This is a genomic window from Nitratireductor arenosus (assembly GCF_009742725.1).
Lineage (GTDB): Bacteria > Pseudomonadota > Alphaproteobacteria > Rhizobiales > Rhizobiaceae > Mangrovimarina > Mangrovimarina arenosa.
Map to the genome: position 1 here is coordinate 125662 of NZ_WPHG01000005.1, position 22976 is coordinate 148637.

The following is a 22976-nucleotide window of genomic DNA, read 5'->3' on the forward strand; positions in this document are numbered from 1 at the left end:
GCCTCGCCTCACAAATCCAGCACAAGCCGCGCCGATCGGGCGCGTGACACGCAGGTCATGATCTTGGTGCCCGAGCGTTTTTCGGTATCGTTCAGATAGACGTCCTGATGGTCCGGCTCGCCCTCGATGACGGTGGCCAGGCAGGTGCCGCAGGCGCCCTGTTCGCACGACGACGGCATGTCGACGCCGTTTTCGCGGATCATGTCGAGAATGGTGCGGCCGGCCGGCACCTGGAAGGTGAGGCAGGAGCGCGCGAGCGCGACCTCGAAGGTCGAACTGTCGTCGATCTCGTTGGTGTTCTTGAAATACTCGAAATGAACCGCGCTTTCGGGCCAGCCCCGGTCGGCGGCGACGCGGCGGGCGGCCTCCAGCATCGGTCCCGGACCGCACAGATAGAGATGCATGCCGTCCTGATAGTCCGAAAACAGCGCCGAAAGCGTGTCGCCGGTCGCTTGCGGATCGAGACCGAGATGCGGACGCAACGCCTCGCCGAGCGTGTCGAGCCGGTCGCGGAAGGCCATCTGCGCCTCGTCGCGGGCGAAATAATGCAGTTCGAAGGCGAGTTGCTGATTGTGCAGCGCCTGCGCCATGGCAAGCAGCGGCGTGATGCCGATGCCGCCGGCCACGAGCAGCGTTTTGGTGGCGTCGCGGCGCAGCGGAAAATTGTTACGCGGTTCGGAGATCGCCAGCACGTCGCCCTCTCGTACGGTCTCGTGCATGCACGAGGACCCGCCCTTGGACACTGGCTCGCGCTTGACGCCGATGCTGAAACGGTCGCTTTCGCCGGGGCCGTTGATGACCGAATATTGGCGGATTTCGCCGTTCGGCATGTGCACGTCGATATGGGCGCCGGGCTGAAAGGTCGGCAGGCCGCCGCCCAGTGGCGCAAGCTCGAAGCCGGCGATGCCGTCGGCCGCGGTCCATTTGCGCGCGACCTCGACCCGCAAGGTCGCCTTGCGGCCGTGCGGCGTCGGCTGCGGCATCTCGGCGAGCTCGGCCGACACCCGTTCGAAGACCGGCTCGATCGGCGCGGGCGCGGGTTCGCCGCGCACGGCGTCCTCGATCGTTTCGCGCAGGGCCGACAGGCGCTGATTGTGATGGCGCAACACCGCGATCCGTTCGTCCGCCTCCGGCTGCTTGTCGAGCACGCCACGGATGACGGAGCGGGCGGCGTCGACCGGCTGGACGAACAGGACGCACCGCGTCGCGCTCGCCCCCTCGCGCGCCGCCAGCGTCAGCGAAAAGTCGCCAATCGCTTCGACACTCACCTCGGCGCCGTCTGCGTCGAGCGCGCCGACCGGCTGGAAACGGTAGGTTTTCAGATGCTCGACGACCCGGTCTGCGGCGGCATTGACGGGAATGCCGCGCAGCACCAGCAGGTCGCCCTCCGGCAGCGCGGCGATCTCGGGCACCTCGCCGGAAGGTTCCTCGGCCGTCCAGATGAAGCCGTAGCGCTCGACGGCGGGAAAGGTGCGGTTGGTGATGGTGCGGGCCGGCGCGTCGGCCGGATGGGCCGGGATGTAGGTGCAGCCAGCGGTGCGGTTGGAATAGCGCCAGCCGTGATACTGGCATTTGAGCTCGCGGCCGTCATTGATGCCGATCGACAGGCGCACGCCGCGATGCAGGCAGCGATTTTCCCAAATGTTGACGTATTCGTCGTCGGCGCGCCAGACGGCGAATTCGCGCCCGAGCAACTGTCCGTGAAAGACGTGGCGGTAGGCGAGATCGTGCGATGCGGCAATCGGGTGCCAGCGGTTCCTGGATTGGTCCAGCATGTCGAACTCCGGATGAAAGGATCAGGCGGCGGCCGGGATGACGCCGTAGGTCACGCCCTTCTGGCTCAACCAGCGGCGATAGGCGATGGCCGACTTGTCGGCGCGGATCGGCGTTTCGGCACGCGGGTCGAGCGGCAGACGCTTGGGATACTGGTTTTCCAGGATCGGCTTGTCCTGACCGAAGATCGTCTGCTGGAACCGCTTGATGACCTTGTCCTCGTTTTCATCGTCGAGGACGCACAACATCATGTGGGCGCGGACATGTTCCTGGTCGGTGGGCTGCAGGAACACCGCGATCACGTCCTGGCGCGTCTCGTCGAGCGGGCTCGACTTGTAGAGCACCGAGCAGAAGGGATGCGGCACGCGGTAGATGTAATCGACATCGGCACCGCCATCAGATGTGGTCGAGGCCATCGGCTGGAAGAAGCGGCAGCGCGTGGCCAGGATTTCGTCGCGGTCGATCGAGATTTCGACATCGTATTCCTTGACCTCGGTATGCGGTTCGGCGCCCAGAATGTCGGTGTGGACATAAGGGAAATGACCCATGTCGAGAAAATTCTCGATCGCGCGCGGCGCCGAGACATTGACGCCGATGGTCGCCGCATTGAGGTTGCGGCGGTCGGGCTCGGCATATTCCGGAATCGGGAACAGTTTGACCGGCGGCGTGCCGAGCGAGGCCCACACGTAGCCATAGGCGCTGATCGCCGGCAGCGTGTCCGTCAGTGCCGCGATCTCGACCGGCGCGCCGGCCTTCAGGCCGTCGCGAGTGCGCCAGGCGGCGACCGCGCCGTCTCCGGCGACGGCGAAGGACAGTTTTTCCTCAAGCAGGACGGTGTCGGCCACGCGTGAGCGCGGCGCCTCGTCGATGGCGCCCAGCGGGTACCACTGGTTCAAGATTACGGGGTCGGTGCATTTCGGCTGGGTCATGGCGGGTCTTTCGGTTCCGGTCTGGGCCGTGCGTCAGTGGCGGGCGGGAATGGCCCCATAGGTCACGCCGTGGTCGCGCAACCAGCGGCGGTAGTAGACCGAGACGGCGTCCGCTCGGATCGGCGTTTCGGCGCGCGCGTCGAGCGGCAGCCGCTTGGGTAGCTGGTTTTCCAGGATCGGCTTGTCCTGGCCGAAGATGAACTGCATGAAGGCGCGTACGCCGGCCGCGTCGATCCCGTCCTTCAGATAGCACAGCAAGGGGTGGGCGATGCAGCTTTCCTCGTCGACCGGCTGGACGAACAGGAAGATCACGTCGAGCCGATCCGGCTGGACGGGATTGCTCTTGTAGAGCGCGACGGTGTAGGGCCGCACGACCTTGTAGACGTAGTCGACCATCATGCCGCCGCTGGCGGTCGGCGAAGCCGCGGGCTGAAAGAACCGGCATTCGGTGGCCAGCACTTCGTCTCCCTCGGTGAGGTGCACCTTGTACGGCTGCACTTCAGTGTGAGGCTCCTCGCCGAGCGAGCCAGTGTGCACGAAGGGAAAATGACCCATGTCGAGAAAATTCTCGACCGCGCGCAGGCCCGAGACCCTGACCCCGATCGAACCACCGCTGATGATGTGGCGGTCCGTCTCGGCGGCTTCCGGAATCGTCACGATATCGCGTTCGGGCGTGCCGAGGCATGCCCACAAGAAGCCGTAACGCTCGGTTGCCGCGACCGGTTCGTTCGTATCCAGACGCTTGACCGTATAGCCGGTTTCGCTCTTTTTCGCTGTCAAATCGACGCCAAGCAGGCGCGCCATCCGGATTCGGCCGTGCGGCAAGGCGGTCAGGTCGGCAATGATATGCCAGTCGTTCACCAGCACGGGATCGCCGCAGGTCCGGTCCATGGTCATGAAACTCTTCTCCCAGTCGGCCAATTTTGGCTCATTTTCGGTTGGATTGAAGCCTGATCGATGTAAAATTGGATAGCAATTCCTGTTTTTTTGAAAGTCCTTTCGGCATTTATTGATTGTGAAACCTTGCTTGTTGCCCTCCAATCGTAACGCGCTGCAGGTTCCCGCGATGTGGCTCACCTGGACAGGGTGCGCCCGGCTGACGGGAAGGGGGACCGCGGCCGGGAGGAGACCCTGTCATGAGCAGCCGCTCGCAGGCCATTGCCGACATCCTGACGCGGGCGATCATCGATCATCGCCTCGTGCCCGGCTGCAAGCTGGGAGAGCGCGAGCTCGCCGAGATATTCGGCGTCAGCCGGATCGTCGTGCGCCAGGCCGTGATCAGGCTGGCAGATGACGGGCTTGCCCAGATCGAGCGCAATCGCGGCGCCTTCGTCGCCAAGCCGAGCATGCAGGAGGCGATGGAGATCTACGACGCGCTGACGCTGGTGGAGCAGGGCGTGGCGGCCCAACTGAGCGAACGGCTCGGGCCCGGCGGATGGGCCGAATTGCGCCAGCACGTGGAACGCCAGCGCCAGGCCGTTGCGGCCGGCAACGACGCGCTCGCCGATGTGCTCGGTCAGGAATTCCATTCCGTGTTCGTGCGGCTGAGCCGCAACAAGGTCATGCAGGACATTCACGCCCAGCTGGTGCGGCGCACGACCCTGCTGCGCTCCCTGATCACGGCGGATTTCGACTATTGCAATCTTCTCGACGACCATTCGCGTGTTATCGACCTTCTGGAAAAAGGTCGGTTGAAGAAGGCGATGGAACTGATCGACACGCATCACCGCTCGGTCGTGCGCGGCTATATCATGGACCGCGCGGTCTTCCCCGAATTAAGCCCACGCGAGGCGCTTTCACCCTATCTCGCGGGCGATGGCGACAAGACCGATGCGGCAAGCGACAAGGCGGGCGCCGAGCAGAACGGCGCACGGATCTATGCAATCCCGCCAGCCAATCTCCGGCGCACTCAGGCCGGCGATCCGTAACCAACAGAGGGAACAATGATGAACGGATTTTCCAGACGAACCTTCCTGAAAGGCGCAGGCGCGACCGGGCTCGCACTTGGCGCTCCCGGCTTTGCCGGCTTGGCGCACGCGCAGGAGCCGCTGAAGATCGGCGTCGTCTACGTCTCGCCGGTGGCCGAGATCGGCTGGACCAAACAGCACAGCCTCGGCGTTGACGCGATCAAGGCGGAACTCGGCGACAAAGTCGACATGACCGTCATCGACAATATCTTCAATCCGCAGGATGCCGAGCGGGTGTTTCGCGAACTCGCGGCAAGTGGCAACAAGCTCGTCTTCGGCACCAGCTTCTCGCACGGAACGCCGCTGCAGAAGGTCGCGCCGCGCTTTCCCGATGTCGCCTTCGAACATTGCTCGGGCATCGTGCATCTGAACAATCTGGGCACGTTCGAGGCCAAATATTACGAAGGCACCTATGTCGCCGGCGCGGCCGCCGGCCATATGACCAAATCGGGCAAGATCGGCTTTATCGGCGGCTTCCCGATTCCCGACATTGTCGGTCCGGCCAACGCGCTGCTGCTCGGTGCGCAGAGCGTCAATCCGGACGTGACCTGCAACACCATCTTCCTCAATTCCTGGTTCGATCCGGGCAAGGAGAAGGAAGCGGCCAATACGCTGGTTTCGCAGGGCTGCGACGTCATCTGCTCGATGACGGACACGGCGACCGGCGTGCAGGTTGCCGGCGAGAAGGGCGCCTGGTCGATCGGCTATGCCAGCGACATGAGCCCGTTCGGCAACGGCAAACACCTGACCGCCTTCGTGCTCGACTGGTCGAGCGAATATGTGGGCGCCGCCAAGGCGGTCTCCGCCGGTACCTGGAAGGCGGAGGAACGCTGGAAGGGTCTGGCGGGCGGCTTCGTCAAGATGGCGCCCTATAACGAGGCGATTCCGACCGAGGTGCAGGCCGAACTCAAACAGCTCGAGGCCGATATCGGCAGCGGGGCGGTCCATCCTTATGCCGGCGAACTGCAGGATCAGGACGGCAATGTGAAGGCCGCGGCCGGATCGGTGCTGTCCGATCCCGACATCCGCAGCATGAACTGGTTCGTCAAGGGCATGATCGGCCAGCTCGGCTGACGACCGCAATCATGGCGCGTCCGCCTGGCAGGCTATGCCTCCCGGGCGGACGCCGTGCGCCCCAGTGAACGCGACCTTTTTGCGGTTCTTGCGAGCCGTAGAAGATCCTAGCCAGGCAACCCGCAATGACCCCACGCCTCGAACTGCGCAATATCTGCAAGACCTATCCGGGCGTCGTCGCCAATGACGATATCTCGATGTCGATCGCGCCCGGCGAAATCCATGCCGTGCTCGGCGAGAACGGCGCCGGCAAATCAACCCTGATGAAAATCATCTATGGCGCGGCGCAGGCCGATTCCGGCACCATCCATTGCGACGGCCAACTGGTGGAGACGCATAATCCGGCGAGCTCGCGCGCGCTCGGCATCGAGATGGTATACCAGCACTTCGCGCTGTTTGAATCCGTCACGGTGGTCGAAAACATCGCGCTGTCGGTAAGCAGCGAATTCCATCTTGAAAGCCTCGCGTCCCAGATCACGGAACTGTCGCAGCGCTACGGCATGCCGATCGATCCCTATCGGCGGGTGCACGATTTGTCGGTCGGCGAACGCCAGCGCGTGGAGATCGTGCGCTGCCTGTTGCAGGCGCCGAAGCTGTTGATCCTCGACGAACCGACCTCGGTGCTGACGCCGCAGGCGGTGGTGAAGCTGTTCGAGACCCTGCGCCAGCTGGCCGCGGAGGGCTGCAGCATTCTCTATATCAGCCACAAGCTCGACGAGGTGCAGGAGCTGTGCGATTCGGCGACCGTGTTGCGCAACGGTCGCGTGACCGGCACGGCGCGGCCGCGCGAATCCACCTCCGTGGAGCTCGCGCGCATGATGGTCGGCTCCGATCTGCCGGAAATGCGTCTCAATCCCTCGAACCCGAGCCCTGAGCCGGTCCTGGACGTGCGGGGCCTGTCGGCGCCGCCGAAGGATCGCTACGGCATCGGCTTGAAGGACATCTCGTTTTGCGTCCATGGCGGTGAAATCGTCGGGCTCGCCGGTGTGTCGGGTAACGGCCAGGCAGAGTTGATTTCGTTGCTGAGCGGCGAACGGCTTCACCCGCAGGCCGATACGATCCGCATCAACGGTCGGCCGGTCGGTCGCCTCGACGCAGCGGGGCGGCGGCGGATAGGCACTGCGTTCGTGCCCGAAGAGCGGCTCGGTCGCGGCGCCGTGCCGCCGCATGCGCTGTGGGAAAACGCCATCCTGACCGGTCATCGCAAGGGACTGGTGCGCAACGGGCTCGTCAACCGGCCGAAGGCGCGGGAATTCGCCGGGTCGATCATCGAGCGGTTCAACGTCAAGGCCAACGGGCCGGGCGCGAGCGCGCAGAGCCTTTCGGGCGGCAATCTGCAGAAATTCATCGTCGGTCGCGAGATCGAACTGGCGCCGAAACTGTTTCTGGTCGCGCAGCCGACATGGGGCGTCGATGTGGGGGCGGCGGCCTTTCTGCGCCAGACCCTGATCGATCTCAGCCGCGCCGGCGCGGCCGTGCTGGTGGTGTCGGAGGAACTCGACGAGTTGTTCGAGATCTGCGACCGGCTTTTGGTGATCTGTCAGGGCCAGGTTTCGGCGCCGCTGCACACGGCCGAAACCGATCGCGAGGAGGTGGGTCTGTTGATGACACGGCTCGGTGGACAAGGCAGCGACAAGAGGAGCGGCGAGCTTGCACTTCAGGATTGAACAAAGGCCCGAACCGTCGGCGCGCATGCGGGTCGCCGCGCCGATCGTGGCGACTGCGCTGACGCTTTTGGTCGGCTCGATCGTCTTCGCCGCGCTCGGGCATAGCCCGCTTGCGACGCTGCATGCGTTTTTCGTCGCGCCGCTCAGTTCCATGAACGGCCTTTCGGAGTGGCTGTTGAAGGCCTCGCCGCTGATCCTGATTGCCTGCGGTCTGGCGGTCGGGTTTCGCGCCAATGTGTGGAATATCGGCGCCGAGGGACAGTTGATCATTGGCGCGATCGCTGCCAGCGGCGTGGGGCTGTTTTACCCCGATCCGGAAAGCGTTCTCTTGCTGCCGCTGATGTTCGTCGCGGGCGCGCTCGCCGGCATGGGCTGGGCGGCGATCCCGGCCTTCCTGCGCGCGCGCATGAACACCAACGAGATCCTGGTCACGCTGATGCTGACCTATATCGCGGTGCTGTTTCTGTCGTGGCTCGTGCACGGTCCGTGGCGCGATCCGGCCGGCTTCAACTATCCCCAGACCGCGCTCTTGCCGCCGGCGGCGATGTTCGAGCCGTTCGACTATGCCTACCGGCTCAACGGTTCGGTCTTCATCACCGTGGTCGCGGTGGTGGCGATGTGGCTTTTTACCGACCGCAGCTTCCTCGGCTACAAGATGTCTGTCAGCGGCGCGGCGCCGCTTGCCGCGCGCTATGCCGGGTTCCGCGAATCCGCGGCGGTGTGGACGGGGCTGCTGGCCGGCGGGGCGGCGGCCGGCATTGCCGGCATGGCCGAGGCGGCGGGTCCGCTCGGCCAGCTTTCCTCGCAGATTTCGCCCGGCTACGGCTTTGCGGCGATCATCGTCGCCTTTATCGGCCGGCTCAACGCCTTCGGCATCGTTTTGGGCGGGCTGCTGATGTCGCTGCTTTTCCTCGGCGGGGATTCCGTGCAGATGACGCTCGGCCTGCCGTCGGCGCTGACGCGCATCTTCCAGGGCATCCTGCTGTTTTTCCTGCTGGCCGCCGATTTCTTCATCTTCTACCGCATCCGCCCGCTACGGGAGCACGCCTGATGGACCTTTTCATCGCGATCTTCACCGGCACGATCATTGCCGCCACGCCGCTGATCTTCGCCGCGCTCGGCGAACTGGTGGTGGAAAAGTCCGGCGTGCTCAATCTCGGCATTGAGGGCATGATGCTGGTCGGGGCGGCGTTTGCCTTCTGGGGCGTGATCGCCGGCCTGCCGATGCCGCTGGCCATCCTTGCCGGCGCGCTCGCCGGCGCGGCCTCCTCGCTGCTGTTTGGCGTTCTCGCGCTCACCTTCCTGACCAATCAGTACGCCGCCGGGTTGGCGCTGGCGATCTTCGGTTCGGGCCTGTCGGCCTTCATCGGGAGGGGGTTCGGCAGCGCGCCGATCGATGCGCTCGATGCGATCCACCTGCCGGTGCTGTCCGACATTCCGCTGGTCGGGCCGCTTCTGCTGCGGTTCGATCCGCTGGTCTATCTGGCGCTGTTCATGTTTGCCGTGATCAGCTGGTTTCTCTACCGCACCAAGGCGGGACTGGTGCTGCGCACGATCGGCGAATCGCCGGAGACAGCGCACGCGATCGGCTTTCCCGTGATAAAGATCCGCTATCTCGCCGTTCTGTTCGGCGGGCTGATGGCGGGTCTCGGCGGGGCCTATCTGTCGGTCGCCTATACGCCGCTGTGGGTGGAGAACATGACGGCCGGGCGCGGCTGGATCGCGCTGGCGCTGGTGGTGTTCGCGACCTGGCGTCCGCTCCGGGTGCTGCTCGGGGCCTGGCTGTTCGGCGGCATGACCATTCTGCAATTGCAGGGCCAGGCGCTCGGGCTCGGCGTTCCCTCCGAACTCCTGTCGGCGCTGCCCTATGCCGCCACCATCGTGGTGCTGGTCATCATCTCGCAGAACCGCCAGATGCTGGCGCTGCATTTCCCGGCCTCGCTGGCCAAGCCGTTCAGGCCCGCAAACTGAGGCGCCTGCCGGCGCGATCGCCGCGTGTCGGGCTCTCAGTAGCCGAGAATGTCGAGAAACCGGTTCCAGCGCATGCCGAGATTGAGCATCGGCGCGCGCAGGCGATGCAGCGGAAACGGGCGCAACGGCGTTTCGGGCATGGAGTGCTCTTCCGGCGCGCCGGCCAGGCGCGCCGCCAGCCAGGCGCCGAGGCGATGCGACAGCGCCACGCCGCGGCCGTTGAAGCCGGCAAGCACGTGAAGCTCGTCGGCGAGCCTGTGGTAGTGCGGCAGGTAATCGAAGGTGATGCCGACCAGCCCGGTCCAGCGCTGCTCGATCGGCAGATCGGCGAGATCGGGAAAGATACCGTGCAGCACCTGCTCCAGCACCGCATAGTCCGGCGCGTCCGGGTTTTGCGCCTGCGCGGAGGAAAACGACGCGCGGCCGCCTATGACCAGACGTCCGTCGGGGCTGCGGCGGAAATAAAGCACCAGCCGGCGGCTGTCATAAACCGTCTCGCCCCCGGCCAGAATATGGTCGTGCGCGGCTCCGAGAGGGGCGGTGGCGATCTGGAAACTGTTGACCGGCAGCAGCGAGCGGGCAAGGCCGGGAACGAGCGCGTCGCTGTAGGCGTTGGTCGCGACCGCCACCTTGCGGGCCCGTAGCCGCCCATGCGCGGTGTCGAGGCGCCACAGGCCGCGCTCGCGCGACAAGGCTGTGGCCGGGGAATGGGGATGGATCGCGGCGCCGGCCTCGCGGGCGGCGCGCGCCATTTCGCGGGCAAGGTCGAGCGGCTGCACGCTGGCGCCGCGCGGATCGTAGAGACCGCCCGGATAGCGCGTCGTTCCGACCCGGCGGGCGACGTCGTCCGGACCGAGTTCCTCGACCGCGACGCCTTCCCGTTTCAGGGTTTTGGCGGCCTGCGTGAGTTTGGCATGCGCGGTAGCGTTGTGGGCGAGGCGGAAGAGGCCGGGCTGGCGCCAACCGCAATCGAGCGCCTTGCGCGCGATCAGCGCGCCGAGAAAGTCGGGCGCCTCCTGGCCGAAGCGATGCAGCCCACGCCCGGCGTCGCCGAAACGGGCGGCGAGCGCCCTTTCGTCGAGCTTGATGCCCGGATTGACCTGACCGCCATTGCGGCCGCTGGCGCCATTGCCGATCTCGTGCGCTTCCAAAAGGGCCACCGCCACGCCGCGCTCGGCCAAATGCAGCGCGATCGACAGGCCAGTAAACCCGCCGCCGACGATTGCGACATCGACCTTGTGCTCACCTTCGAGTGCGCGCTCCTCAAACGGTGCGGTGGCCGCCGCGGCGGCCCAAAGACCCTGGGCCGCCGGCCGGGCTGGGGCGCCGCGCACGGCTCTAGTCCTGCCTTACGAAGAAATGTTTGCTCATGGTCTCCTCGACCTCCCAGGTTCCACGAAATCCCGGTGCGATCAGGGCGGTCGCACCCGGTTCCAGTGCGATGACGGTGCCGTCTTCACCGCGAATCCGGCCGCGTCCCTCGAGGACATTGAGGAATTCCCACTTGTCGTAGGCGATCGTCCAGCAGCCAGGCGTCGATTCCCAGCGACCACTCGTCATGCCGCCGTCGGTGAAGAAGATCCAGCTTCGCCATTGCGGGTCGCCGCGGAGAATGCGCTCGGCAGCGGGCCTGGTTTCGCGCGGTTCGGTTTCGGCGCGGTCGAAATCGATGATGTGCTTGTTCATGCTGGCAATACTTCTGATGGGTATCGGGGCGGGCGACGTTCAGGACGCCGGCGGGAACAAGGCACCTTCGGAGGGCGACCAGGATATCCAGATATCGTTGCCCGGCTTGAACCCGGCGGCGGGGCCGGAGCGCCCCTTGCGGACATGGATAGGGCCGAGCCGCGTGTCCAAGGTGAAGCGGATGCTTGCTCCGAGAAATTCGCGGAGCTCAACACGTGCTTCAAGGAGGTTGACGTCGGTGTCCGGCCGTTCGCCGGACATCTCGATCGCCTCCGGCCGCACCATCAGCACCGCCTGTCCCGAATTGCCTTCGGTCCTGTCCAGGGCAAGCAGTTCCAATTCGGGGGCCGCCGGGGCGCTGACCCTGCGGAACTGGTCTTCGGGGTTTCCCATCGAGACCGCGATGCGGTTGGAATCGCCGACGAAACCGGCGACGAAGCCGGTGTTCGGCCGCTCATAGATCTCGTCGGGCGAACCGAGCTGGCAGATCTTGCCATTCGCCATCACCGCGATGCGGTCCGACAGTGCCAGCGCTTCTTCCTGGTCGTGGGTCACGTAGATGACGGTGACGCCGAATTCACGCTGGATACGTTTGATTTCGGTCTGCAACTGATCGCGCAGGCTGCGGTCGAGCGCGCCCAACGGCTCATCCATCAACAGCACGGGTGGCTCGAAGACGAGCGCGCGCGCGAGTGCGACACGCTGCTGCTGACCGCCCGATAGTGCGCTGATGCGCCTGTCGGAAAACTGTTCCAGCGACACGACCTGGAGCACACGCTCGACCGCCTTGCGGATGTCGGCGTCCGCCCATTTACGCATGCGCAGCGGGAAGGCGATGTTGTCGAACACGTCGAGATGAGGAAACAGCGCATAGTTCTGGAAAACGACGCCGAGGCCGCGCTTTTCGGGCGGCAGCGAAAGGATGTCGCGACCGTCGATGCTGATGGCGCCGGAATCCGGTTCCGTCAACCCTGCGACCGCCATCAGCGTGGTCGTCTTGCCAGAACCACTCAGACCCAGAAGGGTCACGAACTCACCGGGCTCGATCGAAAGCGACACGTCGTCGACGGCGACGAAATCGCCGTAACGCTTGTTCAGTCCCGTGATCTGGACGGCTGCACCGGGCATAGCGTTTCTCCGTCGTTTACCAGTAACGCTGCGTTGCGTCGGTCAGAAGCTCGGGGCCATTTTCGGTGACCAGAATGGTCTCCTCGAAATCGCCGAGATAGCCGTCGCGGGAGATCGTGCGCTCGACCGAAAGCACCATGTTGGGCACGATCTCGCGGCTGACGCCGCGGGCGAGCCAGGGGGCGTCCCAGCCGAGGCCGACGCCGTGGCCCATGGCGGAAAACACGCCGGTGATCGGGAAGCCCATCGCTTCCTGCCTGTCGAGCCCGGCCGCGCCGAGATCGCCGGCGGTCGCGCCGGGACGCACCGCGGCGATGGTGGCGTCCACGCAAGCCTTCGCCGCCTCCAGAAACTCCACCTGCCGTTTCGACACCGGGCCGATCGCCTTGGCGCGGGCAAGGTCGAAGACATAGCCGTTCAGGGCGCCCGAAATGCCGAGCCTGATCCAGCCGCCATCCTCAAGCTTTCTGTCGGATCCCCAGGTCGGAAAATTGTTCCTGGAAAAACGCGAGGGATCGCCGCCGACGCCGGAGGCCATGAAGGAATTGTAGAGAACGCCGCCGGCCGGAACCAGCACGTCGAGCCCGGCGGCCACGACCTCGCCATGCGATGCGCCGGGGCGGGCGGCTTCCATCATCGCCTCGATCATGCGCGAGCCCAGTCTGGAAGCCTGGCGCAGCAGTGCGATCTCGGCAGGCGACTTGATGGCGCGCAGCTCGCCGACGATGTCGTCGGCGGCCAGCAAGGTCATGTCCGGCAGCGCCTCGGCAAGTCGGGCTGCCATGGTGAAGGACAGCACATCGCCGCCGACCAGGCCGACCCGCCCCTTGCCGAGCCCGGCGCGGCGCAGTGCCTCGATAGCGCCTTCGACGACAAAGTCGGTATAGTCGACCGTGCCGTCGTCGAGCCGGATGCGGCCGTCGTCAGGAACGTCGATCACCAGTCGCGGGTCGCCGCCGACCGGCAGCACCAGGAAGGTGTGAGCGCGTCCCGACCAATTGTTCGCGAAGTCCGGGATGAAGGGAAAGTGCGTATAGAAATTGGTCAGGTAGAATACGTCGGCGTAGCGGTCGAGCGTGCCGCCACCGCGCGAGCAAACGAGCAGCGCGTCGAGCCCGCGCTCTTTCGCGGCTGCCGAGGCGCGTTGCCGGCGGGCGCTGAATTCTTCGGCGGGAATTGTCGTTGTCATGGTCGGTGCGGATGTCCAGGTTGAAGGAAAGCAGGGTTATTTGCGCTGGACGAGCCAGAACAATGTCAAGACGACGCATGACACGATCAGCAGCAGGCAGGAGGCTGCCGCCACGATCGGACTGATCTCGAAGCGGATGCCGCTCCACATCTGGACCGGCAAAGTGGTCGCGTCGGCGCCGGCGATGAACAGCGCCACCACCACCTCGTCGAAGCTGGTGATGAAGGCGAACACCGCGCCGGCGGTAATGCCGGGCGCGAGGATGGGCAGGGTCACGCGCCGGAAAGCGGTCGCCGGCGTGGCGCCGAGGCTGCGTGCGGCGTCGACCACGCGCCGGTCGAGCTTCTGCAGGACGGCCGAGACGTTGATGATGACGAAAGGCAAAGCGAGCACAGTGTGCGCGAGCACCAGGCCGGGGATGCTCGCCACCAGCCCGGCGCGTGCGAAGGGCGTGTAGAGCGCGGCGGCGGTAATGATGGTCGGCACCACCATTGGCATGATGAAGAAGAAGGTGACCGCGCGTCCGGTCCGGCGCGGGAGTTGGCCGAGGCCGAGCGCGATCATCGTGCCGAGGGTCGTCGACAGCGCCGCCGTCAGCACCGCGACCACCGCGCTGGTGCCGAGCGAGCCGATCCACTCGGGCCGTTCGAAGAACTCGCGATACCAGTGCAGGGTGAAACCGCGCGGCGGGAAGGTGATGAAATTGGTCTCGGTGAAGGAGATCGGCGCCACCGCCAATGTCGGCAGCACCAGGAATACGCAGATCGCGGCGGCAAAGGCCGTCAGCATCGCGCTCGACAGGCGCCCGGTCATCGTGTCCCCCACAGGCGGCCGAGGTCGAAGAAGCGGTCGCCGATCCAGTAGAGCGTGATCGTGGCCACCAGCAGCACCGTCGACAGGGCGGCGGCGAAGGGCCAGTTCAGCGTGCTGTTGATGTTGAACTCGATGAGCTGGGCGAGGAGGATGTCGCGCGGGCCGCCCAGAAGCGCGGGCACGACGAAGAAACCGAGACTGAGCATGAAGACGAGCAGCAGGCCGGCGAGCACGCCAGGCATGGTCAGGGGTAAGTAGACACGCACGAAGGCGGCCAGCGGGCTGGCGCCGAGCGAGCGCGCCGCGCTCGGCAAAGTCGGGTCGAGACGGCTCATAACAGCTGCCAGCGGCAGCACCATATAAGGCAACATGATCTGGGTCATGCCGATCAGCACGCCGGTGGTGTTGTGAACCAGGGGGATCGCGCCGTCGATCAGGCCGATCTCACGCAGCAGGCCGTTGATGATGCCTTGCGGGTTCAACAGCACGATCCAGCCATAGGAACGCACGAGCAGGTTGGTCCAGAACGGGATCAGCACGCACAGCAAGATGACCGCCTTGCCGAGCGGGCCCGACCGGTTGAGCTGATAGGCGAGCGGATAGCCGAGCAGCAGGCACAGCACCGCCACCTGGGTGCTGAGCAACAGCGTGCGCCCGATCACCCTGACATAGATCGGGTCGAGAAAGACACGCTGGTAATGGATGAATGCGCCGGCCGAATCGCTGAAGCTGGTGGCCACCAGGCGGGCGACCGGCCAAGCGAAGAGGATCGCCAGGAAGGCGAGACCGGGCAGCAGCAGGGCGCCGGAGCGCCAGTTCATCGATTTGCCGGGCATTACGTCCATTTCCGTCGCGTTCGGGCGCGGTCGTTTATGAGAGCTTCCAGGCGTTGACCTTGTCGGTCACGGCGGCGAGGTTCTCGCCCCACCATTTTTCGCCCAGGATCACGGCCTTGTCGCGCATTTGCGGTCCGCCGGACAGGGTCTCGGCACGCTCCTGCGGGATCATCTCGAAGGCTTCCGGCACGACCGGTCCGTAGGTGTAGGCCTTGGCGATGGCGGCCTGCGCGTCCGGGGTCAGCGCATAAGCCAGGAAGCGCATGGCCGCGTCCTTGTTGGGGGCGCCCTTCGGCACGACCATCGCCGACCAGGTCAGGAAGCTCAGCCCGTATTCGATCTCGATCGGTGCGCCGTTGTTGCGCGCGTTGAGCGCGCGGCCGTCGGGAACGAGCCCGATCGCCGCCTGGCCGTCCGACAGGTACTGCTCGCCCTGGGCATTGGTCTCGTAGAACAGGATATGGTCGCGGATCGTGCCGAGCTTGGCCAGCGCGCGGTCGATGTCGAGCGGATAGAGATCGGCCGGCGCGACGCCGTCGGCAAGCAGCGCGGCTTCCAGATAGGCGCCGTTGGCCTTGGTGTAGAAGGCGCGCTTGCCGGGGAATTTCTCAACGTCGAACACGTCGGCGAAGGTCTTGGGGCCGGGCGCAAGATCCTTGTTGTAGGCGATCAGCCGGGAAAACAGCACCTGCGGCACCGAATAGTCGGTGATGAGATCCTGGCCTTCCATGATCGGGCCCTTGTCGACGACGCCGAAATCGATCGGCTCGAGCAGGTTCTTTTCCGCCCCGATCCACTGGAAGTCGGGCAGCACCTCGACGATGTCCCATTCCGTGTTGCCGGATTCCACCATGGCCTGGATGCGGCCGTAACTGTTGCCGGGCACGGAGCGCACGGCAATCCCGGTCTTTTCGGTGAACGGATCGAACCAGGCCTCGCGCATCGCGGCTTCCCAGGAACCGCCCCAGGACGAAAAGACGATCTCGCCGTTTTGTTGCGCGCGCAGCACCGCGGGCGCGGCCATCAGCGCAACGCCGGCGCCGCCGAGTTTGAGAATGTCGCGGCGGGTGGGGATGAACGATTTCGGATTGCGGGTCATGTTGCCAGCCTCCTTTGGCTTGGAATTGGTAAGTACCATGTAGACCAATTTGAGGGTAAACACCATAAAACAACGTTGTAAAGAGGAAAATTGCCGGAATGGCCTGCTTGATTTGTGTAAATAGGTATGATTGGTATGATGCGTGAAGGACAACCATACGGAGCACAGGGCGGCGTGACGCAAGGCTGGAGCATCGTGCGCGCGCATTCGCGCGACAATCTTCTCGCGCAGTGCCGGCAGGCGCTTGGCGACGGAAGCCTCCAGCCGGGCCAGCGGCTGCCCAATGAACGCCGGGTGGCGGAAATGTCCGGCCTGTCGCGTTCGACGGTGCGCGCGGCCTTCGACCTGTTGGAACGGGAAGGGCTGATCGTACGCCATGTCGGGCGCGGCACCTATGTGGCCGAGGATGCGGCCAAGGCGGTGCCCAGCGCCGAGGGGGGCGATTTCAGGCCGGCCGAACTGATGGAATTCCGCCTGATGGTGGAGCCCTCGCTGGTCGAACTGATCGTGGTCACGGCCACCGACGCACGGCTGGACGCTCTGGCCGCATTGGTGCGCGGCGGCCGCGACGTGCAGGTATGGCAGGAGGCGGAGGAAGCCGACCGGGCCTTTCATCGCGGCCTGTTCGACGCCACCGACAACCGCATCTTTTCCGATCTCGGCCAACGGCTGAGCGCTATGCGCGACAGTCGAAGCTGGATGCGGCTGAAGGAGGGCAGCTTCTCGCTGGAGAAATGGCAAATCTACCAGCAGGAGCACGAGGTGATCGTGGCGGCGCTGCTCGACCGCAATGCCGAGAGCGCCCGCAACGCACTCAGGCGCCATCTTGGCGGCGTGCGGGCCAACGCGCAGATGGCGACCTCGGACCTTTAGACCACTCCTCCGGGGACGGGGCATTTCATCGCCGGCGCCCCGGCGCAAGAACCGCGCGCGCAGATGCGGTTTGTGGCGGTCGCCACGCATATGTCGATGAAAGGCCGGTCGCCGCGACAGTTGGGCCTTACCGTGTCGGTGGCGATGCGTCAGTAGCCGAGCGCGCAGCCATCCTTGCGCGGGTCGGAGCCGCCGAGCAGCGTGCCGCGCTCCCAGTCGATCCAGATCGCCTGGGCGCCGCCGATCGGCCAGTTGGGCGGCTGCACGGTGAAGCCGCGCCGCTCCAGCTCCGGCCCGACCGCCTGGCGCAGCCGCGTTTCGGCCTCGACGGTCGCCGTGCCTGGCAGCGGGAACAGCCGTGGTGCGTCGATCGCGGCCTGGACGTCGAAACCGTGATCGATCATCAGGCTGAGAAACTGGGCGTGGCCCATGGCCTGATAGTGGCCGCCCATTACGCCGAACGGCATGACGGCGCGCCCATTGCGCGACAGCATGCCGGGGATGATGGTGTGCATCGGCCGCTTGCCGGGCGCGATCGCGTTGCGGTGACCGCGTTGAAGGCTGAAGCTCTGGCCCCGGTTGTGGAACAGCACGCCCGATCGCGGCGTCATCAGCCCGGAGCCGTAGGGATGGAAGATCGAATTGATGAAGCTGACGGCGTTGCGGTCCTTGTCGACGACGGAGATATAGACCGTGTCGCGATGCTCGACCGTGTCGGCGGCCGCCTGTGGGGGCATTGCCCGGTCGCGGTCGATCCGGCGCGCCAGCCGGTCGGCGAAAGCGTCCGACAGGAGGTCGTCGAGCGGCACCTCTGCGGCACCCGTGTCGGCCACGTAAAGGTCGCGGGCGGCATAGGCGAGGCGGGTCGCCTCGACCAGCACATGCAGATTGCCGATCCCCTGCGGGGCACCCGACGGCGCGATCCGTTCCAGGATATTCAGGATCATGAGCGCGACCACGCCCTGGCCGTTGGGCGGGCATTCGTGCACCGTCCAACCGCGATAGTCGGTCTTGATCGGGGTGACATATTCGCCGGCGGCGGCCGCAAAATCGTCGCGCGTATGCAGGCCGCCGCGCGTGCGCAGAAATTCGACCATCTCCTCGGCTACCGCGCCGCGATAAAAGGCGTCGGGGCCCTCGCGCCCGATCGCGGCCAGCGTGTCGGCGAGGGCCGGTTGGCGCTGGACGGCGCCGATGGCGGGCGGCTTGCCGTCGACCAGGAAAGTGGCGCTTGCCGCCGGGTCGGCGGCGATCAGGGCTTGCTGCAGCTCGGTGTCGCGGGCAACGCGCGGCGTGATCGCATAACCGTCGCGCGCGAGGTCGATCGCCGGGGCGAGGATTTCGGCAAGCGGCATGCGGCCGTGGTCGGCGACCAGTCGCGCCCAGGCCTCGACCGCGCCCGGAATGGTGACGGCATGCGGGCTGGCGCGGTCGATGGCGGCGATGCCGGCGGTTTCGTACCAGTCGAGCGTCGCGGCCGCCGGGGTGCGCCCCGAACCGTTATATGCAAGGGGTTCGGCGCTGCCTGCAGGCGTCATCAGCACGAAACAGTCCCCGCCGATGCCGGTCGATCCGGGCTCCACCACGCACTGTACCGCACAGGCGGCGACGGCGGCGTCGATGGCGTGTCCGCCCGCCTTCAAAATGTCGAGCGCGGCCACTGTGGCCAGCGGGTGCGAGCTTGCCGCCATGGCGTTGCGGCTCGCCGCAAGCGAGCGGCCCGGATTCTCGAAATCACGCATCGATCTTGTCCTTCAGTGCGGCCTCTTCCAGCCGGTAAATGGGTGTGGTGCTCGTCACCGGCGCCCTTCCGCGAGTGGCCGGTGTGTGCCGTGCAGCAGCGATTGCGCGTCGACCACCCGTTGCAGGTCGTCACGCGAACGCTGCACATGCAGCTCGGCGGCGCGGGCGGCGCGTTTCCTGTCGCGCGCGGTGACGGCGGCGACGATCTCCTTGTGCTCGGCGCGCGTCAAATCCCAACGGTCGATCCACAAAACGTCAACCCAGATCAGCAGCGACAGGCGCCCATAAAGGGCGTTCAGCGTGTCGATCAGGAAGCGTTGGCCGGTTTCGCGAACGATGATCTCGTGGATGCGCATGCCGGTGCGCACCTCTTCGGCGAGATCGTCGAGCGACAGGTCTTCGTGTGCCTCGAAGGCGGCGAGCCGCCGCATCACCGCGTCGAGCTCCGCGATGCCCTTTTCGGTGATCGAGTCGGCGGCGAGGGCGGCGGCGTGGGCGTCCAGAAGCATGCGCAGATCGAGAAGCTCACCGGCCGTCTTCAGGTCGACGACGGTTACCGTGTAGCCGCGATGCGGCTGGTTTTCCACCAGCCCCTCGATCTCGAGCTTGTTGAGCGCCTCGCGCAGCGGCGTGCGGCTGAGGCCGAGCTTGTCCGACAGCTCGCGTTCGCGCAGCGGCTCGCCGGGTCGCACCTCGCCCCTGAGGATCATGGCGCGCACGCGGTCGAACGCCGTCTGCTTCAGCGTGGCCGGGCTCCTGTCGATAGTGTCGGGGCCTTTCATGGTGCGCTCCAATCACGATGGTATACAATTGTCAATCATTTGGTATTTTATTCACCCTTCGATCATCGTGCCTGCGGATCGGACCCGGCGAATAGACCGGCGCGCGGTTGCGAAACCGCTCGGGCGACAAGCGCGTGCCGGCGGATTTCCGTTGCCGGCGCGCAGGTTCGCACGGCGCTCGGACTGCCTTGCAAGGGCTCTTTGCCGGGGTTGCGACTTGCTGTAGAAGCGCTGTGATGTCCGATTTCGCTCAGCCAGTCCGGCAATTCGCCTTTCTGCTCGTCGACAAGTTCTCGATGTTTTCGCTGGCCGCGGCGATCGACACGTTCCGTTCGGCCAACCGGACCATCGGCCGCGATCATTATGGCTGGGTCACCGTGTCGCCGGACGGCGAATCCGTCATTGCATCCAACGGTTTGCCGCTCAAGGTCGACTATTCCGTGGTCGACATGCCGCCGTCGGAAATCCTGTTCGTGTGCGTGGGGTTGGCGCTCGATTTTCCCGGCAAAAGCAAGGTGCTGGGCGCGTTGCGCTCATGGGGGCGGCGCGGCGGCGCGCTCGGTGCCCTGTCGGTCGGTTCGCATCTTCTGGCCGAGGCCGGCCAGCTCGACGGTTATCGCTGCACGATCCACTGGGAAAACCGGGCCGGTTTCCAGGAACGGTTTCGCGACATCGAATGCACGGGCAATGTGTTCGAGATCGACCGCAAGCGTTACACCTGCGCCGGCGGCACCACCTCGATCGATCTGATGCTGGAGATCGTGCGGGCCGAATTCGGCTCGAGCCTTTCGAACGAAGTCGCCAACCAGTTCCATCACGAGCGCATTCGCGGCGACACCGACCGGCAGCGCATCGGGCCCGAGCGCGACCTGACCGGCAAGTCGGAAAAGCTGAAGAAAATCGTCGCCATGATGGCGGAAAACCTCGACGAGCCGTTCTCGGCGGTCGAGCTGGCCAAGGGCGCGGGATTGTCGGTGCGCCAGGTCGAGCGGCTTTTCCTGCGCCATCTCAACATGACGCCGGGGCGCTACTATATGCGCCTGCGGCTGGAGCGCGCGCGCGAATTGCTGCGCCAGACCAATCTGCCGATCCTCGACGTGGCGATCGCGACCGGCTTTACCTCGCACTCCTATTTCGCGCAGAGCTACCGGCTGCAGTTCGGTCGGCCGCCGAGCGAGGAACGCCGCACTGCATACTGAGCGCAACCGCGCGGCCGGGCCGCGCTCTGCCGGGACGACAAGCGCTATCTTTCCAAAGCTAGAGCGCGGCTTCGGAGCGACCCTGAGCGCGCTGGACGCGTTTTTGTTCCCAGATCTTCTCCTCAACCGCCTGCCGTTCGAGATCGGCCGAGCTCGGCGCGCGGGTTTCCACGCCGTACGGAGAGCCGGCGCAGGCGGCCAGCGCGAGCATGGGGAGAAGGAGGATCAGGCGTCTTGTCATGGCGCGGGACACTATCGTCTGCCGGCAGCTTCGACAACGGCAATTTTGACCGCCGCGGCAAGCGTTCAGGTACAGCGCTGCGGGCATGTGACGTGTCCGGCGGCACGCGGCGCGAATAGCGGGCGAACGCGTGGCGTGGCGTGCAGCGGCTTGCTAACGGGCCGGCTTCTTTCTAGCTTCCGTGACGTCAACTAATTTGGGTTTTGTTCATGAAGACATTGAAATTGCTTGCCGCCGCGGCCGTGTGCGCGCTGGCCGCCACATCGGCCGGCGCGGCGGAGCGCGCCGTCATCGTCCTCGACGCATCGGGCTCGATGTGGGGCCAGATCGACGGCAAGCCCAAGCTGGAGATCGCGCGCGAGACGCTGGCCGGCGTATTGGCGACGCTGCCGGCCGACCTCGAACTCGGCCTGATGGCATACGGCCATCGCGAGAAGGGCAATTGCGCGGATATCGAGCTGGTCGTGGAGCCGGCGGCGGGGACCGCGCCACGGATCGCGGAGGCCGCCGCGGCGCTGCGTTTCCTCGGCAAGACGCCGCTTTCGGCCGCCGTCGAGCGCGCCGCCGAGGCGCTGCGTTATACCGAGGACAAGGCGACCGTAGTGCTGATCACCGACGGGATCGAGACCTGCAATGCCGATCCGTGTGCGCTGGCGAACAGTCTCGAGCAGTCGGGGGTGGACTTCACCGCCCATGTCGTCGGTTTCGGCCTGTCGCGCGAGGAAGGGCGCCAGGTTGCCTGCCTGGCGGAGAACACCGGCGGGAAATATATCCAGGCCGGCGACGCCGCCGAGCTGGAGGAGGCGCTGACGCAGACGGTGAGCGCGCGTCCGGACGAGGGCGAGAAGGCCGAGGCACCGCCGGTCGAGTTGCCGGCGGCGAGCGTCAAGGGTCCCGACGAGGCGCCGATCGGCTCCGGGCTCACGGTCGAATGGAGCGGGCCGGCGGACAAGAACGACTATCTCGATATCGTGCCGGTGGGCTACGAGGAAACGCGCGGCGAACTCTCCTATGCCTATGTCAAGGCGGACGAGACGGCCGTTTTGCGCGCGCCCGGCGAGGTCGGCGACTATGTCGTGCGGTATGTCTGGGAAGGGCCGGACAAGCGCCACGTGCTGGCGCGGGCGCCACTGAAAGTGGTCGACAGCGCCGTGGCGCTGATCGCGCCGGCGCGGGTGATGGCCGGGAAAACCTTCACGGTCGACTGGAAGGGACCGGCTACGGCGGGCGACTATGTCGACATCGTGCCCGATGGGTATGACAAGACCGGCGGCGAACTCTCCTACGCCTACACGGAAACCGGCAATCCGGCCCGGCTGAAGGCACCGGGCAATCCCGGGCGTTTCGAACTGCGCTACGTGCTGCAGGCGCCGGAGGGCCGCCAGGTGCTGCTTGCCGTGCCGCTCGAGGTGACGGAGGCGGTAGCAAGCGTGGCTCTCCCGGCCGAAGCCGAGGCCGGCTCGGTGCTTTCGGTTTCCTGGAGCGGACCGGCAGCTGACGGGGACTATGTCGATCTCGTTCCGGAAGACTATGACCGGACCAGCGGCGAAATCGCCTATTTCTATATCGAATCCTCCGAAGACGGAGAGACCGGGGAACTGGTCGCGCCGGGCAAGGCGGGCCGCTATCAGGTGCGCTACGTGCTTCAGGCGTCGGACGGGCGCAAGGTGCTTACACGCCGGGCGCTTTCCGTGACCGGTGTGGACGCTCAGCTCGAGGCGCCTGAGGCTGTGGACAGGGGCGGCGATATTGCCGTGATCTGGGCGGGACCCAACCGGCGCGGCGATTATCTCGACCTGGTGCCGGCCGGCTACCAGGAGACGTCGGGCGAACTTGCCTACGCCTATACGGACGCGGCCGGCGACGAAGGCGGCAAGCGAAAAAGCGCAATCGCCGCGCCAAACGAAGCCGGCGCGTACGAACTTCGTTACGTCATGCAAGCCAGCGACGGGCGGCACGTTCTCGCCCGTCGGCCGATCACGGTGCGATAGGCGTCCCCAACCGCG

The 22976-nt window shown here is 65.8% G+C and carries 21 protein-coding genes; 8 read left to right on the top strand and 13 right to left on the bottom strand.

Features of this window, described 5'->3' with window-relative positions:
• Window positions 1-8 precede the first annotated feature (8 nt).
• The 3 genes from GN330_RS19340 to GN330_RS19350 are packed head-to-tail and all read right to left on the bottom strand — an operon-like array spanning window position 9 to window position 3593.
• A complete protein-coding gene (locus GN330_RS19340; RefSeq protein WP_156714536.1) occupies window positions 9-1775 on the bottom strand; it encodes a Rieske 2Fe-2S domain-containing protein in 1767 nt (588 codons plus the stop codon).
• A gap of 21 nt (window positions 1776-1796) precedes the next feature.
• Window positions 1797-2702, bottom strand: coding sequence for an aromatic ring-hydroxylating oxygenase subunit alpha (locus tag GN330_RS19345; protein ID WP_156714539.1), 906 nt, complete (start codon window positions 2700-2702; stop codon window positions 1797-1799).
• Between the two features lie 33 nt (window positions 2703-2735).
• On the bottom strand, window positions 2736-3593 hold the full coding sequence (locus GN330_RS19350; RefSeq protein WP_156714672.1) for an aromatic ring-hydroxylating oxygenase subunit alpha: 858 nt from the start codon (window positions 3591-3593) through the stop codon (window positions 2736-2738).
• A 245-nt stretch (window positions 3594-3838) separates the two neighbouring features.
• Between GN330_RS19350 and GN330_RS19355 the strand changes: the two genes are divergently transcribed.
• The 5 genes from GN330_RS19355 to GN330_RS19375 all read left to right on the top strand — a co-directional run bounded on the left by GN330_RS19355 (window position 3839) and on the right by GN330_RS19375 (window position 9381).
• The gene (locus tag GN330_RS19355; RefSeq protein ID WP_246188764.1) at window positions 3839-4630 is read left to right on the top strand and encodes a GntR family transcriptional regulator; all 792 of its coding nucleotides are present in this window, start codon (window positions 3839-3841) and stop codon (window positions 4628-4630) included.
• 18 nt (window positions 4631-4648) lie between these two features.
• Complete coding sequence (locus GN330_RS19360; RefSeq protein ID WP_156714541.1) at window positions 4649-5743, top strand: BMP family ABC transporter substrate-binding protein; 1095 nt, start codon at window positions 4649-4651, stop codon at window positions 5741-5743.
• 125 nt (window positions 5744-5868) lie between these two features.
• Window positions 5869-7410 (top strand): ABC transporter ATP-binding protein, encoded by a 1542-nt coding sequence (locus GN330_RS19365; protein ID WP_156714543.1) that lies wholly within the window; start codon window positions 5869-5871, stop codon window positions 7408-7410.
• Window positions 7394-8461, top strand: coding sequence for an ABC transporter permease (locus GN330_RS19370; protein WP_156714546.1), 1068 nt, complete (start codon window positions 7394-7396; stop codon window positions 8459-8461). The genes GN330_RS19365 and GN330_RS19370 overlap by 17 nt, the downstream gene beginning before the upstream one ends.
• Window positions 8461-9381: an ABC transporter permease gene (locus GN330_RS19375; RefSeq protein WP_156714549.1), complete on the top strand. Its 921-nt coding sequence runs from the start codon at window positions 8461-8463 to the stop codon at window positions 9379-9381. The genes GN330_RS19370 and GN330_RS19375 overlap by 1 nt, the downstream gene beginning before the upstream one ends.
• A gap of 35 nt (window positions 9382-9416) precedes the next feature.
• On the opposite strand, the gene GN330_RS19380 is transcribed toward GN330_RS19375, so the two are convergent.
• Genes GN330_RS19380 through GN330_RS19410 form a run of 7 tightly spaced genes read right to left on the bottom strand, consistent with a single transcriptional unit; the run spans window position 9417 to window position 16132 of the window.
• Window positions 9417-10715: an FAD-dependent oxidoreductase gene (locus tag GN330_RS19380; protein WP_156714551.1), complete on the bottom strand. Its 1299-nt coding sequence runs from the start codon at window positions 10713-10715 to the stop codon at window positions 9417-9419.
• Window positions 10716-10719: 4 nt separating this feature from the next.
• Window positions 10720-11067, bottom strand: a complete 348-nt coding sequence (locus GN330_RS19385; protein WP_156714553.1) for a cupin domain-containing protein — start codon at window positions 11065-11067, stop codon at window positions 10720-10722.
• A 39-nt stretch (window positions 11068-11106) separates the two neighbouring features.
• Window positions 11107-12195, bottom strand: coding sequence for an ABC transporter ATP-binding protein (locus GN330_RS19390; RefSeq protein ID WP_156714555.1), 1089 nt, complete (start codon window positions 12193-12195; stop codon window positions 11107-11109).
• A 16-nt stretch (window positions 12196-12211) separates the two neighbouring features.
• Entirely contained in the window at window positions 12212-13384 is a 1173-nt protein-coding gene (locus GN330_RS19395; RefSeq protein ID WP_156714558.1) for a M24 family metallopeptidase, read from the bottom strand.
• A gap of 36 nt (window positions 13385-13420) precedes the next feature.
• Window positions 13421-14197 carry an ABC transporter permease gene (locus GN330_RS19400; protein WP_156714560.1) on the bottom strand — a complete coding sequence of 259 codons (777 nt, stop codon included), beginning with the start codon at window positions 14195-14197 and terminating at the stop codon, window positions 13421-13423.
• Complete coding sequence (locus GN330_RS19405) at window positions 14194-15033, bottom strand: ABC transporter permease (RefSeq protein WP_197435244.1); 840 nt, start codon at window positions 15031-15033, stop codon at window positions 14194-14196. The genes GN330_RS19400 and GN330_RS19405 overlap by 4 nt, the downstream gene beginning before the upstream one ends.
• Before the next feature lie 34 nt (window positions 15034-15067).
• Window positions 15068-16132 (bottom strand): ABC transporter substrate-binding protein, encoded by a 1065-nt coding sequence (locus GN330_RS19410; RefSeq protein ID WP_197435245.1) that lies wholly within the window; start codon window positions 16130-16132, stop codon window positions 15068-15070.
• 174 nt (window positions 16133-16306) lie between these two features.
• On the opposite strand from GN330_RS19410, the gene GN330_RS19415 reads away from it, so the two are divergent.
• A complete protein-coding gene (locus GN330_RS19415; protein WP_197435246.1) occupies window positions 16307-17005 on the top strand; it encodes an FCD domain-containing protein in 699 nt (232 codons plus the stop codon).
• A 149-nt stretch (window positions 17006-17154) separates the two neighbouring features.
• Here GN330_RS19415 and ggt read toward each other — a convergent pair whose 3' ends face one another.
• Complete coding sequence (gene ggt / locus GN330_RS19420; RefSeq protein ID WP_156714569.1) at window positions 17155-18747, bottom strand: gamma-glutamyltransferase; 1593 nt, start codon at window positions 18745-18747, stop codon at window positions 17155-17157.
• Between the two features lie 54 nt (window positions 18748-18801).
• Window positions 18802-19530 (bottom strand): GntR family transcriptional regulator, encoded by a 729-nt coding sequence (locus GN330_RS19425; protein ID WP_156714571.1) that lies wholly within the window; start codon window positions 19528-19530, stop codon window positions 18802-18804.
• 236 nt (window positions 19531-19766) lie between these two features.
• Here GN330_RS19425 and GN330_RS19430 point away from each other — a divergent pair, with 236 nt between their 5' ends.
• Window positions 19767-20729, top strand: a complete 963-nt coding sequence (locus GN330_RS19430) for a GlxA family transcriptional regulator (RefSeq protein ID WP_156714573.1) — start codon at window positions 19767-19769, stop codon at window positions 20727-20729.
• A 58-nt stretch (window positions 20730-20787) separates the two neighbouring features.
• Here the strand turns inward: GN330_RS19430 and GN330_RS19435 are convergent, their stop codons facing one another.
• Window positions 20788-20970: a hypothetical protein gene (locus GN330_RS19435; protein WP_156714576.1), complete on the bottom strand. Its 183-nt coding sequence runs from the start codon at window positions 20968-20970 to the stop codon at window positions 20788-20790.
• Window positions 20971-21179: 209 nt separating this feature from the next.
• Between GN330_RS19435 and GN330_RS19440 the strand changes: the two genes are divergently transcribed.
• Window positions 21180-22961: a vWA domain-containing protein gene (locus tag GN330_RS19440; protein WP_156714578.1), complete on the top strand. Its 1782-nt coding sequence runs from the start codon at window positions 21180-21182 to the stop codon at window positions 22959-22961.
• Window positions 22962-22976 lie beyond the last annotated feature (15 nt).

Bases quoted from the DNA above. Each gene is read 5' to 3' on its own strand.
- GN330_RS19405 (WP_197435244.1), bottom strand. From the start codon at position 15,033: ATGCCCGGCAAATCGATGAACTGGCGCTCCGGCGCCCTGCTGCTGCCC.
- GN330_RS19430 (WP_156714573.1), top strand. From the start codon at position 19,767: ATGTCCGATTTCGCTCAGCCAGTCCGGCAATTCGCCTTTCTGCTCGTC.
- GN330_RS19375 (WP_156714549.1), top strand. From the start codon at position 8,461: ATGGACCTTTTCATCGCGATCTTCACCGGCACGATCATTGCCGCCACG.
- GN330_RS19400 (WP_156714560.1), bottom strand. From the start codon at position 14,197: ATGACCGGGCGCCTGTCGAGCGCGATGCTGACGGCCTTTGCCGCCGCG.
- GN330_RS19440 (WP_156714578.1), top strand. From the start codon at position 21,180: ATGAAGACATTGAAATTGCTTGCCGCCGCGGCCGTGTGCGCGCTGGCC.
- GN330_RS19350 (WP_156714672.1), bottom strand. From the start codon at position 3,593: ATGGACCGGACCTGCGGCGATCCCGTGCTGGTGAACGACTGGCATATC.
- ggt (WP_156714569.1), bottom strand. From the start codon at position 18,747: ATGCGTGATTTCGAGAATCCGGGCCGCTCGCTTGCGGCGAGCCGCAAC.
- GN330_RS19395 (WP_156714558.1), bottom strand. From the start codon at position 13,384: ATGACAACGACAATTCCCGCCGAAGAATTCAGCGCCCGCCGGCAACGC.
- GN330_RS19365 (WP_156714543.1), top strand. From the start codon at position 5,869: ATGACCCCACGCCTCGAACTGCGCAATATCTGCAAGACCTATCCGGGC.
- GN330_RS19355 (WP_246188764.1), top strand. From the start codon at position 3,839: ATGAGCAGCCGCTCGCAGGCCATTGCCGACATCCTGACGCGGGCGATC.
- GN330_RS19425 (WP_156714571.1), bottom strand. From the start codon at position 19,530: ATGAAAGGCCCCGACACTATCGACAGGAGCCCGGCCACGCTGAAGCAG.
- GN330_RS19360 (WP_156714541.1), top strand. From the start codon at position 4,649: ATGAACGGATTTTCCAGACGAACCTTCCTGAAAGGCGCAGGCGCGACC.
- GN330_RS19340 (WP_156714536.1), bottom strand. From the start codon at position 1,775: ATGCTGGACCAATCCAGGAACCGCTGGCACCCGATTGCCGCATCGCAC.
- GN330_RS19410 (WP_197435245.1), bottom strand. From the start codon at position 16,132: ATGACCCGCAATCCGAAATCGTTCATCCCCACCCGCCGCGACATTCTC.
- GN330_RS19345 (WP_156714539.1), bottom strand. From the start codon at position 2,702: ATGACCCAGCCGAAATGCACCGACCCCGTAATCTTGAACCAGTGGTAC.
- GN330_RS19390 (WP_156714555.1), bottom strand. From the start codon at position 12,195: ATGCCCGGTGCAGCCGTCCAGATCACGGGACTGAACAAGCGTTACGGC.
- GN330_RS19385 (WP_156714553.1), bottom strand. From the start codon at position 11,067: ATGAACAAGCACATCATCGATTTCGACCGCGCCGAAACCGAACCGCGC.
- GN330_RS19435 (WP_156714576.1), bottom strand. From the start codon at position 20,970: ATGACAAGACGCCTGATCCTCCTTCTCCCCATGCTCGCGCTGGCCGCC.